Annotated in this window: 15 protein-coding genes; 1 reads left to right on the top strand and 14 read right to left on the bottom strand. The window is 60.8% G+C overall.

Annotation, left to right across the window (positions count from 1 at the left end):
- Positions 1 to 55: 55 nt before the first annotated feature.
- The 3 genes from nadR to serB are packed head-to-tail and all read right to left on the bottom strand — an operon-like array spanning position 56 to position 3,768.
- Positions 56 to 1,327 carry a multifunctional transcriptional regulator/nicotinamide-nucleotide adenylyltransferase/ribosylnicotinamide kinase NadR gene (nadR, locus tag ACUXAC_RS15020; RefSeq protein ID WP_089186831.1) on the bottom strand — a complete coding sequence of 424 codons (1,272 nt, stop codon included), beginning with the start codon at positions 1,325 to 1,327 and terminating at the stop codon, positions 56 to 58.
- Positions 1,328 to 1,385: 58 nt separating this feature from the next.
- A complete protein-coding gene (radA, locus tag ACUXAC_RS15015) occupies positions 1,386 to 2,771 on the bottom strand; it encodes a DNA repair protein RadA (RefSeq protein ID WP_025159617.1) in 1,386 nt (461 codons plus the stop codon).
- Positions 2,772 to 2,790: 19 nt separating this feature from the next.
- Positions 2,791 to 3,768 carry a phosphoserine phosphatase gene (serB, locus tag ACUXAC_RS15010; RefSeq protein ID WP_016929162.1) on the bottom strand — a complete coding sequence of 326 codons (978 nt, stop codon included), beginning with the start codon at positions 3,766 to 3,768 and terminating at the stop codon, positions 2,791 to 2,793.
- A 110-nt stretch (positions 3,769 to 3,878) separates the two neighbouring features.
- On the opposite strand from serB, the gene ACUXAC_RS15005 reads away from it, so the two are divergent.
- Positions 3,879 to 4,562, top strand: a complete 684-nt coding sequence (locus ACUXAC_RS15005; RefSeq protein ID WP_049198076.1) for a YtjB family periplasmic protein — start codon at positions 3,879 to 3,881, stop codon at positions 4,560 to 4,562.
- A gap of 169 nt (positions 4,563 to 4,731) precedes the next feature.
- Here ACUXAC_RS15005 and deoD read toward each other — a convergent pair whose 3' ends face one another.
- The 11 genes from deoD to prfC all read right to left on the bottom strand — a co-directional run bounded on the left by deoD (position 4,732) and on the right by prfC (position 16,131).
- Positions 4,732 to 5,463: a purine-nucleoside phosphorylase gene (gene deoD / locus ACUXAC_RS15000; RefSeq protein WP_004933059.1), complete on the bottom strand. Its 732-nt coding sequence runs from the start codon at positions 5,461 to 5,463 to the stop codon at positions 4,732 to 4,734.
- Positions 5,464 to 5,629: 166 nt separating this feature from the next.
- Positions 5,630 to 6,853, bottom strand: coding sequence for a phosphopentomutase (deoB, locus tag ACUXAC_RS14995; protein WP_049198074.1), 1,224 nt, complete (start codon positions 6,851 to 6,853; stop codon positions 5,630 to 5,632).
- A gap of 70 nt (positions 6,854 to 6,923) precedes the next feature.
- Positions 6,924 to 8,246, bottom strand: a complete 1,323-nt coding sequence (gene deoA / locus ACUXAC_RS14990) for a thymidine phosphorylase (RefSeq protein ID WP_019454991.1) — start codon at positions 8,244 to 8,246, stop codon at positions 6,924 to 6,926.
- 66 nt (positions 8,247 to 8,312) lie between these two features.
- Positions 8,313 to 9,092, bottom strand: a complete 780-nt coding sequence (gene deoC / locus ACUXAC_RS14985; protein WP_454266752.1) for a deoxyribose-phosphate aldolase — start codon at positions 9,090 to 9,092, stop codon at positions 8,313 to 8,315.
- Between the two features lie 370 nt (positions 9,093 to 9,462).
- Entirely contained in the window at positions 9,463 to 10,740 is a 1,278-nt protein-coding gene (locus tag ACUXAC_RS14980) for a NupC/NupG family nucleoside CNT transporter (protein WP_038881921.1), read from the bottom strand.
- A 184-nt stretch (positions 10,741 to 10,924) separates the two neighbouring features.
- Entirely contained in the window at positions 10,925 to 11,707 is a 783-nt protein-coding gene (locus ACUXAC_RS14975) for a TatD family hydrolase (protein WP_060422321.1), read from the bottom strand.
- A complete protein-coding gene (locus ACUXAC_RS14970; protein ID WP_060422316.1) occupies positions 11,704 to 12,822 on the bottom strand; it encodes a patatin-like phospholipase family protein in 1,119 nt (372 codons plus the stop codon). The genes ACUXAC_RS14975 and ACUXAC_RS14970 overlap by 4 nt, the downstream gene beginning before the upstream one ends.
- A gap of 10 nt (positions 12,823 to 12,832) precedes the next feature.
- Entirely contained in the window at positions 12,833 to 13,018 is a 186-nt protein-coding gene (locus ACUXAC_RS14965) for a CsbD family protein (RefSeq protein WP_060422311.1), read from the bottom strand.
- 68 nt (positions 13,019 to 13,086) lie between these two features.
- On the bottom strand, positions 13,087 to 13,248 hold the full coding sequence (locus ACUXAC_RS14960; RefSeq protein WP_004857650.1) for a DUF1328 domain-containing protein: 162 nt from the start codon (positions 13,246 to 13,248) through the stop codon (positions 13,087 to 13,089).
- Positions 13,249 to 13,409: 161 nt separating this feature from the next.
- On the bottom strand, positions 13,410 to 14,024 hold the full coding sequence (gene osmY, locus ACUXAC_RS14955; RefSeq protein ID WP_038878482.1) for a molecular chaperone OsmY: 615 nt from the start codon (positions 14,022 to 14,024) through the stop codon (positions 13,410 to 13,412).
- Between the two features lie 517 nt (positions 14,025 to 14,541).
- A complete protein-coding gene (gene prfC, locus ACUXAC_RS14950) occupies positions 14,542 to 16,131 on the bottom strand; it encodes a peptide chain release factor 3 (protein ID WP_038878480.1) in 1,590 nt (529 codons plus the stop codon).
- Positions 16,132 to 16,280 lie beyond the last annotated feature (149 nt).

Here is a 16,280-nt window from a genome sequence, read left to right as displayed (position 1 = left end):
ATGTGCGCCTGGGTGGCGTTTCTGCCGCATCGATCGCACATTACGCTAATTTTACTCAGCCTGCCGCGTGACGATGGGCGGGCGGGCTCAACCGGCCGGCGTCCGCCGCCAGCAGCTGTTGCACCAGCTCGACGCAGCGCAGAAAACGCTCTTCGTAATCGCTGGACTCAACGTGCACGTACTCGATGTTGTTAGCGCGCAGCATCTCCTCCAGCAGGCGCTGGAACGCCAGGCGATCGGCGGTGCTGCCGAGGCTGCGCAGGCCGTCCGCCACCCACGGCGTGTTGTTTTCCAGCAGGATCACCAGATCGAAACGGTATTCGTCGATCAGCGCCTGCACGAAGGGGTGTTCACGCCCTTCGTACTTTTTGCAAAACGCCTGCGTAGTCACGAAATCGGTATCGATAAACGCCACCTTGTTGGCGTACTTGACCGCGAAATCCACGTATTGCGCCTGCCCGAGGGCAATTTTGTCGTAGTCGGAATACTGCAGCGCCATCTCGTCGCCGCCCAGGTGCGAAAACACGTAATCGCGGCCATATTCCCAGGCGCTGGTGGTGTTGAAGATGTTGGCCAACTTGTTGACCAACGTCGACTTGCCGCTCGATTCGCCGCCGAGGATCGCTACGGTGCGCACGAAGAACGGCTTCACCTCGGTCGGGATGTAATCCCAATAGCGGAACGGATCCTGGCGGATCTGATTGCCGCTGATGTTCATGAACGAACGCTCGGGGTCGACCAAGATGGTTTCGATGCCCAGATGCTCGCGGTAGCGCGGCGCATCCTGCGCTTCGCTGGAATAGATGAAGCTCGGCACGATGCCCTTCTGTTCCATAAAGGCCTTCATGCCGTCGCTCCACACGTTCCAGCCGTGCGGATAGGGTTCGATGCCCTGTTCGTCGAACGAGTGGATATGGATGTTTTTCTGGTACTTGAAGGTCTGCAGCAGCCAGCGCAGGCGATCGCTGACCGTCGGCTGTTGCGACATCGAACTGTTCTCGAACAGCTCGCGATCGCGCGGCTCGTCATGGCACAAGATAACGTGCAGCTCGTCCACCTGGCTGCAGGCGCGCTGGATCAGGTAGATGTGGCCGGTGTGCAGCGGGTAAAATTTACCAAACACCACGCCGACTTTAACCTCTTTACGCGGGAACTCCAGCCCGAGAAAACGGTGCAGCGCCTCGAGCTTTTGCGCGCTCGGGCTTTTGATCTTGTCGTTCAACAGCTGGCTGAGATAGCCTTTGGTCATGCCGCTGGCATCCGCCACCTGCTGCAAAGTACAGCCCTTTTGCTTAATGGACGTCTTCAGGTAATCAAATTGCGGCATGGCCACCTCCGTTTAGTATGCTAAACAAAATAGCATATCTTTCTCGCCGTCGGCGACATTAATAAAACTCTTCCAGCACGTCCAGCGCGTCCGCCAGCTTCTTGACCCCGAACACCTGCATGTTGGCCGGCGGCTTCTTCGGCATGTTGCCGTGCGGCACGATGGCACGCTTGAAACCGTGCTTGGCCGCTTCGGAGATGCGCTCCTGGCCGCTCGGCACCGGGCGAATCTCCCCCGCCAACCCCACTTCGCCGAACACCACCAGATCGTTCGGCAGCGGCCGATCGCGCAGGCTCGAAACCAGCGACATCAGCAGCGCCAGATCGGCGCTGGTCTCGCTGACCTTTACCCCGCCGACCACGTTGACGAACACGTCCTGATCCGACATCTGCAGCCCGCCGTGCCGGTGCAGCACCGCCAGCAGGATCGCCAACCGGTTCTGCTCCAGGCCCACCGCCACGCGGCGCGGGTTGGACATCATCGAGTGATCCACCAGCGCCTGAATCTCCACCAGCAGCGGCCGTGTACCTTCCCACACCACCATCACCGAGCTGCCGGAGGTGACTTCGTCGCCGCGGCTAAGGAAGATCGCCGAAGGGTTGCTGACTTCGCGCAGCCCCTGTTCGGTCATGGCAAACACGCCCAGCTCGTTGACCGCGCCGAAGCGGTTCTTGTGGCTGCGCAGAGTGCGGAAGCGGGAATCGGCGTCGCCATCCAGCAGCACCGAACAGTCGATACAGTGTTCCAGCACTTTCGGCCCGGCCAGCGAGCCGTCTTTGGTGACGTGGCCGACCATGACGATCGCCACGCCGCGCGTCTTGGCGAAGCGCGTCAGATAGGCGGCGGTTTCCCGCACCTGCGCCACGCTGCCCGGCGAAGACTGAATGTCCGCCATGTGCATCACCTGAATCGAGTCGATCACCATCAGCTTCGGCTGCTCCTGCTCGGCGATCAGGCAGATCTGCTCGATGCTGGTTTCCGACAGCATGTTCAGGCCGCCGGTCGGCAGCCCCAGACGGTGAGCGCGCATCGCCACCTGCTGCAGCGACTCCTCGCCGGTGACGTACAGGGTTTTCATCTGTTCGGACAGTTTGCACAGCACCTGCAGCAACAGGGTGCTCTTGCCGGCGCCGGGGTTGCCGCCGATCAGAATGGCGCTGCCGGGCACCACGCCGCCGCCCAGCACGCGGTCGAACTCGAGAAAGCCGGTGGTGAAGCGCGGCAGCGCCTCAAGGCTGATTTCCGACAGCTTCTGTACCTTGCTGACGCCGGCGTCGCCGGCATAACCGCTGAGGCGATCGTTGCGCGCCGCTGCGGGCGACGCGGCCAAACGCACTTCCGTGATGGTGTTCCAGGCATGACAGGCGCTGCACTGCCCCTGCCAACGCGGATAGTCCGCCCCGCACTCATTGCACACAAATGCCCGTTTTGCCGCTTTTGCCACGTCTTACCTCAATCTTTCGTTATCGCACTTCGTGTTTCAGGCTGCCGGTGAGAATACACAGCACGCCCATCAGATCCGCATGCCGGATCGCCACCTGCGCTTTTTCATACACTTTCGGTTTGGCGTGGTAGGCGATGCCCAACCCCGCCGCCTGCATCATTTTCAAATCGTTGGCGCCGTCGCCGATGGCCACGGTCTGCGCCAGCGGGATCTCAAGCTTCTCCGCCAGCCGCAGCAGCGTGTCGGCTTTGAACTGTGCGTCCACCACCGGCCCCAGCACTTCGCCGGTCAGCTTGCCGTCGCGGATCTCCAGCTCATTGGCCGCTGCCGCCACCAGCCGCAGCCGGTTGCGCAGGTATTCGGCATAGTAGGTGAAGCCGCCGGAGGCGATCGCCACATGCCAGCCCATCGCCTGCAGCTTGCCCACCAGGCTGGTCAGCCCCGGCATCAGCGGCAGCTCGTCGCGCACCTGCTTGAGGATGTTGGCGTCGGCCCCTTTCAGCGTGCCGACGCGCTGGCGCAGGCTGGCGGTAAAGTCCAGCTCGCCGCGCATCGCGCGTTCGGTGACTTCCGCCACCTGCTCGCCGACGCCCGCCAGCTTGGCGATCTCGTCGATGCACTCGATCTCGATCGCCGTCGAATCCATGTCCATCACCAGCAGCCCCGGCGTGCGCAGGTGTGGGATCTTGCCGAGCGGCGCCACGTCCAGCCCGCTCTCCGCCGCCAGCAGCTTGGCGCGCGGCGTTAACGTGCCCGCCAACCGCACCACCTGATAGTCGTCCACGCCCCAGGCGGTGACGATCACCATCGCCGCGCCGAGCTTGCGTTGGAATTGCGTAATGCGCGCCTTGTCCAGCTTCCTGCCGTATAACAGCCACCCGGTATTGCCTGCCCGGTAGTCCAGCGGCATCACTTCGTCGCCGCTGAGCGAAAGGGGAAGACCCGGCCATTGAGAGATCTCCGCCGGAAGATCGCAATAGGTCAGACTGTTTGACATCATTGACTCCTGAATGGACAAAAACGCTGCATGATAAAACGACGCATCAAGCTATCCTATCGCCAGCGGTTCTGGCAACATAAAGTGTCCCCGATGCCCAAGGAACCTGCATGGCTCGCGCTAAACTGAAATTTCGCCTGCACCGCACCGCTATTATCCTGATTTGCCTGGCTTTGCTGGTGCTGCTGATGCAGGGCGCCTCTTATTTTAGCCTGAGTCACCAAATGGCGCGATCCGAGCAGGTTGAAGAACTGGCGCAGACGCTGACCAAACAGGTCGCCTACAGCCTGGCGCCGCTGCTGGACGACGACGGCAACACCCCGCGCATCGACGCCATCCTCAAGCAGCTCACCGATCACAGCCGCATTCTCGACGTCAGCGTGTATCAGCTGGACGGCACGCTGGTCTCCCACGCCGGGGAACAGATAAGTATACGCGATCGCCTGTCGCTCGACGGCAAACGCGCCGGCAGCTACTTCAACCACCAGTTGGTCGAATCCATTCAGGGCAAAGACGGCCCGATCGGCTTTATCCGCATCACCCTCGACACCCACGTGTTGGCGACCGAATCCAAGCAGGTGGACAACACCACCAACCTGCTGCGCCTGATGATCCTGCTGGCGCTGGCGATCGGCATCATTCTGGCGCGCACCCTGCTGCAACACCGCCGCAGCCGCTGGCAGCAGTCACCGTACCTGTTGACCGCCAACACGCCGTTGGCAGAAGGCAATACGGTGGAAGACGACGAAGAGGATGCGCCGGAGAAAAAACAGGAAGCGCCGAAGAAGGGGTAACTCAGGCCAGGCGCTGAATGCGCTCGCGCCGTTTTCTTGTCCTTTCGGTGAATAGATTGTCCGTAACAACGGGATCCACAACCAATTGAAAGGTAAAGCGTTAGCCAAAACTGGCCAAGCGGAATGAATAGATTGACGGGCGGGCGTCATGATGACGCCCGCCGGGGTATTACGCTTTGTCGCCCAGCAGCACGGATTCCAGCGCGATAACGATCATTTCGTTAAAGGTGGTCTGGCGTTCCGCCGCCGTGGTCGCTTCGTGACGCAGGATGTGATCGGACACGGTGCAGATGGTCAGCGCCTTGCAGCCGAACTCTTCGTACAGCTCCGCCGCCACGCCGTAGATGCCGGCCGCTTCCATTTCCACGCCCAGGATGCCGTACTTCTTCATCACCTGGAACATGTCCGGATCCGGCGTGTAGAACAGATCGGCGGAGAAGATGTTGCCCACGCGCGCCGGGATGCCCTGCGCCGCCGCCGCGTCGACCGCGTTGCGCACCATGTCGAAGTCGGCGATCGCCGCGTAGTCGTTGTCCTTGAAGCGCAGACGGTTCACCTTGGAGTCGGTGCACGCGCCCATGCCGATCACCACGTCACGCAGTTTGATATCGTCACGCACCGCGCCGCAGGAGCCCACGCGAATGATCTTCTTCACGCCGAATTCGGCGATCAGCTCGCGCGCATAGATGGAGCAGGACGGGATGCCCATGCCGTGGCCCATTACGGAGATGCGGCGGCCTTTGTAGGTGCCGGTGAAGCCCAACATGCCGCGCACGTTGTTCACTTCCACCGCGCCTTCCAGGAAGGTTTCGGCGATGTATTTTGCACGCAGCGGATCGCCCGGCATCAGTACTACGTCAGCGAAATCACCCATCTCAGCATTAATGTGCGGCGTAGCCATAATTTTCTTCCTTTAGAAATCTTATTTAATAAAAACGTCAAACATCTAAGCCTTGAATGTCGAGTTGCAGCCAGGCAGCTAGCGGGTGAATCCCCAGGAGCTTACTTGAGTAAGTGACTGGGGTTCACGCGTGAAGCTAACAACGCTGCGGCTTGAAAGACAGGGCTTAGAACATGCTCTTACCGTAATCCATCGGCGACAGGCCAAAATAATTGGCGACGGTCTGGCCGATGTCGGCAAAGGTCTCGCGGTGGCCCAGCGAGCCCGGCTTCACTTTCGGGCCGTAAACCAGCACCGGGATGTGTTCGCGGGTGTGGTCGGTGCCCGGCCAGGTCGGGTCGCAGCCGTGGTCGGCGGTGAAGATGATGATGTCTTCGTCTTTCACCAGCTTCAGCAGCTCCGGCAGGCGGCGGTCGAACAGCTCCAGCGCGGCAGCGTAGCCCGCCACGTCGCGGCGGTGGCCATAGGAGGAGTCAAAGTCCACGAAGTTGGTGAACACGATGGTGTTGTCGCCGGCCTTTTCCATTTCGATCAGGGTCGCGTCGAACAGCGCGTCGATGCCGGTCGCCTTCACCTTCTTGGTGATGCCGACGTTGGCGTAGATGTCGGCGATTTTACCGATCGACACCACTTCGCCGCCCTTCTCATCCACCAGCTTTTTCAGCACGGTCGGCGCCGGCGGCTCTACCGCCAGATCGTGACGGTTGCCGGTGCGCTGGAAGTGGCCCGGCTTATCGCCGACGAACGGACGCGCGATCACGCGGCCGATGTTGTAGCCGCCTTCGGTCAACTCTTCACGCGCGATTTCGCACAGCTCATACAGGCGATCCAGGCCGAAGGTTTCTTCATGGCAGGCGATCTGGAACACCGAGTCGGCGGAGGTGTAGAAAATCGGCTTGCCGGTTTTCATGTGCTCTTCGCCCAGCTGATCGAGGATCACGGTGCCGGACGAGTGACAGTTGCCCAGGTAACCCGGCAGCTTGGCGCGCTCGACCAGCTTGTCCAGCAGTGCCTGCGGGAAGCTGTTGTGCTCGTCCGTGAAGTAGCCCCAGTCGAACAGCACCGGCACACCGGCGATTTCCCAGTGGCCCGACGGCGTGTCTTTACCGGAAGAGAGCTCGCTGGCGTAAGCGTAAGCGCCGATGATGTCGGCGTTGCGGTCCAGCCCCTGCGGGAAGTTGCCGGTGGACTCTTCCGCCGCTTTACCGAGGCCCAGACGGCTCAGGTTAGGCAGCGTCAGCGGCCCCTGGCGGCCCACGTTGGCCTCACCGCGCGCGCAAACCTCGGCGATGTGGCCCAGGGTGTCGGAACCCTGGTCGCCAAAACGTTCGGCGTCTTCGCTGGCGCCGATGCCGAAGGAGTCCAATACCATAATAAATGTGCGTTTCATCTGTGCTCTCCTGCGTGTTCTCACGCTTTGGACGGCCGCGAAAAAGCCGCGGCCGTTCCTGATTCTTGGGTTATTCCGTGATGCGCTTATACACCACCGGCGTCGCTTCCGGCGCCTTGTCGCTCAGCGTCATTGCGCTGCGCACCGCATCGGCCGCCTGCTGCCAGCTCTCTTCATCGTTGGCGTGGATCATCGCCAACGGCTGCTGGGCATCCACTTTATCACCCAGGCGCGCCACTTCGGTCAGCCCAACGCTGTAGTCGATGGCGTCGCTCGCCCGGCGACGGCCGCCGCCCAGCGAAACCACCGCCATGCCCAGCGCGCGGGTATCCATGGCGCTGATGATGCCCGGCTTTTCAGCATACACCGGCTTGCTCAGCGTTGCCGCCGGCAGATAGCTATCGTAGCGTTCGACGAAGTCTATCGGCCCCTGCTGCGCCGCCACCATGCGGCCAAACACCTCCGCCGCCTTGCCGTTGTCCAGCACCGCCTGCAGTTTGGCGCGCGCGTCGGCCTCGTCTTGCGCCAGGCCGCCGGACAGCAGCATTTCCACGCACAGCGCCAGCGTCACTTCCAGCAGGCGCGGGTTGCGGTATTCGCCGGTCAGGAAGCGCACCGCTTCGCGCACTTCCACCGCGTTGCCGGCGCTGGAGGCCAGCACCTGGTTCATGTCGGTCAGCAGCGCGGTGGTCTTGCAGCCCGCGCCGTTGGCCACGCCGACGATCGCCTGCGCCAAGTCTTGCGACAGCGCATAGGTCGGCATAAAGGCACCGGAGCCGACCTTCACGTCCATCACCAGCGCATCCAGCCCTTCCGCCAGCTTCTTGGCCAGAATGGAGGCGGTGATCAGCGGAATCGAATCCACGGTAGCGGTAATGTCGCGGGTGGCGTAGAAACGTTTGTCCGCCGGCGCCAGCGAGCTGGTCTGGCCGATGATCGCCACGCCGACGTCCTGAATGATTTTGCGGAAGGCGTTATCGTCCGGGAAAATATTGAAGCCCGGAATGGCTTCCAGCTTGTCCAGCGTGCCGCCGGTATGCCCCAGGCCGCGGCCGGAGATCATCGGCACATAGCCGCCGCAGGCCGCCACCATCGGGCCGAGCATCAGCGAGGTCACGTCGCCCACGCCGCCGGTCGAATGCTTGTCGACGATCGGGCCGTTCAGCGCCAGACTCTTCCAATCCAGCACGGTACCGGAATCGCGCATCGCCATGGTAAGCGCCACGCGCTCCGGCATGCTCATGTCATGGAAATAAATGGTCATCGCCAGCGCGGCGATCTGCCCTTCCGACACCACGTTGTCGCGAATGCCGTTGATGAAAAAGCGGATTTCCGCTTCGCTTAACGGCTGGCCGTCGCGTTTTTTACGAATAATTTCTTGAGCCAGGAACAAAGCATCCCCCTGTGTCGCCGAGAGTCGGTGCAGACGGGCGCGCCTGGCGCCCGCCAACGAAATCGATCAGTAGCCGCCGCCGACGGTCTGGGTCTGGTGGCCCAGCGCGGTCAGCAAGCTGGCCAGCAGGCTGGAAGCTCCAAAGCGGAAATGCCGCGCATCGGCCCAGCCTTCGCCCAGAATACGATCGGCAAGTTGCAGATAATGCAGCGCATCCTCTGCGGTGCGCACGCCGCCGGCCGGCTTGAAGCCCACCGTCTTCGCCACGCCCAGATCGCGGATCACCGACATCATCAGCTCGGCGCTTTCCAGCGTGGCGTTGACCGGCACCTTGCCGGTGGAGGTCTTGATAAAGTCCGCCCCGGCCTTGATGGCGATTTCGGACGCCTTGCGGATCAGGTCGGCCTGCTTCAGCTCACCGGTTTCGATGATCACTTTCAGCAGCACGTTGGCCGCCTGACAAGCCTGCTTGCACTGTTTCACCAGCTCGAAGCCGACCTGTTCGTTGCCGGCGATCAGCGCGCGGTAAGGGAACACCACGTCCACTTCATCCGCGCCATAGGCGATGGCCGCGCGGGTTTCCGCCAGCGCGATGTCGATATCGTCGTTGCCATGCGGGAAGTTAGTCACGGTGGCGATACGGATATCCGGCGTGCCTTGCTCACGCAGCGCCTTGCGCGCTACCGGGATAAAACGCGGGTAGATGCAGATGGCCGCCGTGTGGCCGGCCGGGCTGTTGGCCTGACGACAGAGGGCGATTACTTTCTCGTCGGTGTCATCATCATTCAGCGTGGTTAAATCCATCAGGTTCAGCGCACGTTGCGCTGCTGCGGTTAATTCGGTCATAAAACTCTCCAACTGAGTACCTGGGTGTTGGCGAGCGGACTTGGTTCCATGAAGATAGCGCAGGGGAACGGCATTCCCTCGGCGGCAACTGAGATCCTTCTCACCGCACATGGCCACCCGCCTTGCGGCCGGCCAGTAATAGCTATTTGAACACGAATGCCAAGGGCGATTCGCGTTCATCGTCACACTATATGAAATAGCACTGTAACAGACCGGAATTATATGTGAATAGCATCACAAAATAACGCGATATCGTTCACAAATTCGCTAAAGAAGCGGCTGAAGATCGCGGGTGCGGCAAGCACCCGCGTTGCTTAGAGTATAGGCGGAGTCCCGCGATCGGTCGCGCCGTCGCGGGCTCCGGGATGGCTTACAGCGCCAGGAAGAAACCGGCGATGGTGGCGCTCATCAGGTTGGACAGCGTGCCCGCCGCCACGGCCTTCAGACCGAAACGCGCGATGTCGTGGCGACGGTTGGGCGCCATGCTGCCCAGACCGCCCAGCAGGATCGCCACCGAGGAGAGGTTGGCGAAGCCGCACAGCGCGAAGGAGATGATCGCCTTGGTATGGGCCGACAGCACCTGCAGGCCTTCCGCAGCCACCACGTCGTCCGGACGCAGATAGGCGCCGAAGTTCATGTAGGCGACGAACTCGTTGACGATGATCTTCTGGCCGATAAACGAACCGGCGGTCATCGCCTCGCTCCACGGCACGCCGATCAGGAAGGCGATCGGCGAGAACACCCAGCCGAGGATCAGTTCAAGCGACAGCTGCGGATAATCGAACCAGCCGCCGATACCGCCGAGAATGCCGTTAAGCAAGGCGATCAGCGCGATAAACGCCAGCAGCATCGCACCGACGTTCAGCGCCAGCTGCATGCCGGAAGCCGCGCCGGAAGCCGCCGCGTCGATCACGTTGGCCGGACGATCTTCTTCGGCGATCAGCTTCATCGCATCGTCTTTATCGTGGGTCTGCTCGGTTTCCGGCACCATCAGCTTGGCGAACAGCAGCCCGCCCGGCGCGGCCATGAAGGACGCGGCGATCAGGTATTCCAGCGGCACGCCCATCTGCGCGTACCCTGCCAGCACCGAACCGGCTACCGAGGCCAGGCCGCCGCACATCACGGCGAACAGCTCTGACTGGCTCATGGTGGCGATATACGGGCGCACCACCAGCGGCGCTTCGGTCTGGCCAACGAAAATGTTGGCGGTCGCCGACAGCGATTCGGTGCGCGAGGTGCCCAGCAGCTTGTGCAGGCCGCCGCCCAGCACGCGGATCACCAACTGCATGATGCCGAGGTAGTACAGCACCGCAATCAGCGAGGAGAAGAACACGATCACCGGCAGAACACGCAGCGCGAACACGAAGCCGCCGCCGCCGAACACCTCGAACATCTTGTCGGACACCAGCCCGCCGAAGATGAACGAAATGCCCTGATTGCCGTAGGCGATAACGTTTGCCACGCCGTTAGACATACTGCCGAGGATGCTGCGGCCCAGCGGCACGTACAGCACCAGCGCGCCGATGCCGATCTGGATGATGAACGCCCACACGACGGTGCGCAGTTTAATGGCCCGGCGGTTGCTGGAGAGCAGCACCGCAATGGCGATCAGCACCGCCATACCGACCAGACTCATGATGAGTTGCATGCAAAGTTTCCCTGTTGCAAAAAATAAAGTACATCCCTGCTCATGAAGAGAGGTCTGCTATTGGAGTGTTTCGGGGGGGATTATACTGAGCGAGGTCACCCTCGCACCGATTTATGTCACAAATGTATACAACGAGACGCAAATGAAAATCTTATAACGTGACGCAAGTCACGTTATAAACCCATCAATCCGGCATGGCGAACAGTGCCTGAGTATTGCGTTGCAGGTGGGCGGCAATCTCGTCGGCCGGTTCCGGCCGCAGCTCGCACAGCGTTTGAAACACCTCGGCGGCGCGTTCGGGGCGATTCGGCTGCCCCTGATAGCCGGCCAGCGGCATGTCCGGCGCATCGGTCTCCAGCAGCAGCGCCTCGAGCGGCAACTGCGCCATCACGCCGCGCGTTTTTTGCGCCCGCTCATAGGTGATGGTGCCGCCCACGCCGATGTAATAGCCGAGGCGGATAAAGGCCTGCGCCTGCGACAGGCTGCCGGCGAAGCCGTGCACCACGCCGCGACGCGGCAACTGCATGCGCCGCAGCGCCGCGGCCAGCTGATCGTGGGTGCGGCGCGAATGGAGGATCACCGGCAGGTCATGCTGTTTCGCCAGCCTCAGCTGGGCCAGCAGCACGCTTTGCTGGCGCTCGAACTGCGGGTTGTCCATATACAGATCGAGCCCGATCTCCCCCACTGCCACCAGCTTGCGCGGCCGTTCGGCCAGCAGCGTTGCCAGCTGCTCCAACTGCGGCTCATGATGCTGCGCGATATACAACGGGTGCAGCCCCAGCGCGGCGAACAGCGGCGCGTGATCTTGCGCCAGCCGCAGCACCCGGGCAAAGCGATCGGCGGTGACCGTCGGGACGATGATGCGCTGCACGCCGGCGCTTGCCGCCCGCGTCAGGCTCTCGGCCTCATGCCCGGTAAAGGGCGGAAAATCGAAATGGCAGTGAGTATCGGTAAAGGCGTAACTCACAGCGCCCCCCCTTCACCCGGCGGCAAATCACCCGGCAGAATGATCTTCGGCGCCGCTACCGCGGCCTCCGGCTGCGCGCCCAGCTCGGACGGCATGACGATATCGGTCACGATCGGCGAAGGCATTCTGACGTTCTCCGGCTGGATCAGGCGGCGCGACAGCGCTTTTTTCACCTTCATGCCGTCCGGCTCCGGCTGCGCCATCCACTGGCCGACGGTGGCCAGGAAGTAACGGCCGCAGCGGCGCCCCAGGTGATAATCCTGATTGAGCGACCCCAGTCGGCTGCCCAGCGCATTGCTGGCCAGCGGCTTCGGCGGAAAGATTTCGAAGATGCGCAGCTTGCCCGGCGGCTTCTCGATAAAGCGCTGGATGCGGTGATAGCTTTGCTCGTGATGCTGCAGGATGCGCACCATCTGCTGCAGGCTGCTGTCGCTCAGCCAGTGCTCCATGCGCTTCATCCACTGCGGGGTGTAGTACATCTGCGAGGGCACGGTGCGGATCACCACGATGGTGTCAGCGCCGCGACGATAGGCCTCTTCCACCGGGATCGCATCGCTGATGCCGCCGTCCTGATAGCTGACGCCGTCCAGCTCCACGCCCTGGCGATAAAAACCGGGAATGGCGCTGGACGCCTTGATGGCCGGCAGCCAGCGTTCGCGCTGCGCCGGCAGGTAGGTCGGCTCAAAGTCATCGCTGCGGCAGGCGCACAGCAGGAACTCGCGCCCGTCGGTAAAGTGCTGTTCCGCCACGTCCATCGCCAACGGCATCTGCGCCGCCGCCGTATCGACCAGCCAATCGAGATCGATCAGATGCCCGCCGCGCACGAAGCGCAGCGGATTGAAGAACTGGGCCGAGGTGGTGTAGCGGGTGATTACCCGACGCGCGTAGCCCACCTGCCCGCAGATATAGGCGGACAGATTCTGGGCGCCGGCCGACGTGCCGATCAGCAGATCGAAAGGGTTAAAGCCCGCGCGCTGAAACTCGTCCAGCACGCCGGCGGTGAAAATGCCGCGCTGGCCGCCGCCTTCGCAGACCAGCGCCATCTTGCCTGGCCGAAAGGGTTTAGACGCCAGCGGTTCTATATTGCCGAGCGTGATGGGTATTCTGTATCCCAACTTGGCATCCTCAGTGAGACGTTTTCTCCGAGGATACCGCGTCTCGCTCTCTTCCGTAATCCTCTTGCAGTACGCCGGCGAGGAAATCGTTGCTGCCGGCCAGCCAGGCATAATCGCTGCCTGACCATTCTGCCCACGCCTGCCATACCTGGCCTTTCAGCTGTTTCCAGCGCCCGACGATGATGTCGCTGTTCATGGCCGGCCCTCCCCGACGTGAGAAAAGGAGTTAAGCTTTGTTACAGTTTACGGGAAAATGCCCGCCGGCTAAGGGCGACGGCGGCCGGTGAACAGGCTGACCAGGAACAGGATGATGCCGACAACGAACACGATTTTAGCCGCCCAGGCAGCGGTGCCCGCCAACGAACCGAACCCCAGCGCCGCAGCGATAAGCGCGATGACTAAAAAGATAATGCCCCAACGAAACATAAGCTTCTCCTTACCATTGTGAAAAAATTCGCTGCCATCTACCACCCCGACAACGGGACGTCGACGGCAAATCAGTTTCTTTTTTTGGTGTTACATGCCGGGCCGCCTTCACGGCCCGACAGATGCGGCTTGTTGTTGCTTGTTACGGGCGCCTGGCGGAATTACTGCTTGACCACCAGGTCGTTTTTCACGCTTTTCACGCCGTCGATAGCCTTGGCGATGCTTTCCGCACGCTCAGACTGCGCCTGCGTTTTCACCTCACCGGACAGCTGCACCACGCCATCGGTGGTTTCCACTTTCACATTGCGCGACGGCACGATGTCATCGGCCAACAGCTTGGCTTTCAGCTCGCTGGTGGTGGCGGTGTCACCGGCATACGATTTGATCGACTGGTTGGCTTCATCTTTCACATGCAGCTTGTCGCTGACGGTCTTGACGCCTTCCACCTTGCCGGCGACCGCGACCGCATGCTCCGCCTGCGCCTGGCTGCCGACGAACCCACTCAGGATCACGGTGCCTTTTTCGGTTTTCACCGAAATGTCGGAGCTTTTGATAGTCTTATCTTCCACCAACGCACTTTTAACTTTAGCCGTTATCGCGCTGTCATCCATGTAACCGTCAACTTTTTTCATGGAGCTATCGATTTTGGCACCGGCACTATCCGCGGCGTTAGACGCCTTGTTGAGCAGGCTGTCTTCGGCCAGCGCACTGCCGCTTACCAAAACAGAACCCAATACGACAGCCATCAGCGAGTGTGCAAATTTGGTCTTTTTCATCGATCTCTTCCTTTTGTTGGGGGCTCTCGACGCCAGAGCGCCGGAACCCTGCGGCCACCTTCACGCGGCCTTCTCGGTAAATACTTCATCATCGCTATACGATTAAGCGTTCACGACAGGAGTATTGCAACGGCCGTGCCAACTCAAAAAACACCTTAAAAATCAAAGAAAAAAATTCAGAAGTCGAATTTTTAGCCAAAAAACTGTCGTCTATTGGCGACAGGCTAAGTTACACAAAACTGAAATATAGCTATCTCATTGATATTTAAAGATACTTACTGTCTCCTATCGGCAACACACCAGAATAACTCACCAAACAAATAGCGTATTACAGTGATTTACTCTCAAGCAATGTGCGGACATCTCGTTAAAGATAGACCATCAGACGGAAAACGCAGGCCAAACGAACATCGCCTGGCGATAGCGGTTCGCAGGATAAAATATGAGGAAGATTTATTAATTAGCGCAGTGAGGATAGGAGAAGCGTGCAGGGCGCACTGGGCGCCCTGCCGAGCGATCAGTGTTCGCGGGTTTTGCGGAAGGTCACGTCAGGATAGCGTTCCTGCGTCAGGTTGAGGTTCACCATGGTCGGCGCGATGTAGGACAGGTTGTCCCCGCCATCCAGCGCCAGGTTGATCTCGTTCTTGCGCTTGAACTCTTCGAACTTCTTCACGTCGTCGCACTCGACCCAGCGCGCGGTCGACACGTTGACCGATTCGTACAGCGCTTCCACGTTGTACTCGCTCTTCAAACGCGCCACCACCACGTCGAACTGCAGCACACCGACCGCGCCGACGATCAGATCGTTGTTGGCGATCGGACGGAACACCTGTACCGCGCCCTCTTCGGACAGCTGCACCAGCCCCTTCAGCAGCTGTTTCTGCTTCAGCGGGTCGCGCAGGCGAATGCGGCGGAACAGCTCCGGCGCGAAGTTCGGAATACCGGTGAACTTCATGTCTTCACCCTGGGTGAAGGTATCGCCGATCTGAATGGTGCCGTGGTTGTGCAGGCCGATGATGTCGCCCGGGTAGGCTTCTTCCACGTGCGAACGGTCGCCGGCCATAAAGGTCAGCGCGTCGGAGATCACTACGTCTTTGCCGGTACGCACCTGGCGCAGCTTCATGCCCTTCTCGTAGCGGCCGGAAACCACGCGCATAAAGGCCACGCGGTCGCGGTGTTTCGGATCCATGTTGGCCTGGATCTTGAAGACGAAGCCGGTGAATTTCTCTTCCGCCGCCGTCACTTCGCGGGTGTCGGTTTTGCGCGGCATCGGCGCCGGCGCCCAGGCAACCAGACCGTCCAGCATGTGATCCACGCCGAAGTTACCGAGTGCGGTACCGAAGAACACCGGGGTCAGCTCGCCGCTCAGGAAAGCCTCCTGATCGAACTCGTGGGAAGCGCCCTGCACCAGCTCCAGCTCATCGCGCAGCTGAGCCGCCAGATCTTCGCCCACCGCCGCATCCAGCTCCGGGTTGTCCAGGCCTTTGACGATGCGCACTTCCTGGATGGTGTGGCCTTTACCGGTCTGATACAGGTAGGTTTCATCCTTGTACAGGTGGTAAACGCCCTTGAACAGCTTGCCGCAGCCGATCGGCCAGGTGATAGGCGAGCAGGCGATCTTCAGTTCGCGCTCGACTTCATCCATCACTTCCATCGGATCGCGGATGTCGCGGTCCAGTTTGTTCATGAAGGTCAGGATCGGCGTGTCGCGCAGACGGGTGACTTCCATCAGCTTACGGGTACGATCCTCAACGCCCTTGGCGGCGTCGATCACCATCAGACAGCAGTCGACGGCGGTCAGGGTACGGTAAGTATCTTCGGAGAAGTCTTCGTGCCCCGGGGTATCCAGCAGGTTAACCAGGCTGTCGCGGTACGGGAACTGCATCACGGAGGTGGTGATCGAGATCCCACGCTGCTTTTCCATTTCCATCCAGTCGGATTTGGCGTGCTGGCTGGAGCCACGGCCTTTTACCGTACCGGCGGTCTGGATCGCCTGTCCGAATAGCAGCACTTTTTCGGTAATGGTGGTTTTACCGGCATCGGGGTGCGAGATGATGGCGAAAGTTCTTCTTTTGGAGACTTCGCGGGCAAATTCACTAGGAGACATGGTTTTCAGGTTCTACGGTTAGTCCGCCCTGCGACATCATCAGAACGCGCCGATCGCGGCGCCGGGCAAAGCGGTGAATAAAAGATAACAGCCGGGCATTTTCGCCGATTTGCCAACCGGTGACAATCAATGCTTTTACCGGCCGGGCG

This window comes from Serratia sp. 121840015-1, from assembly GCF_053627655.1.
Note: the sequence above shows the minus strand (reverse complement) of the source record. Positions and strands in the feature narration are given on the sequence as shown.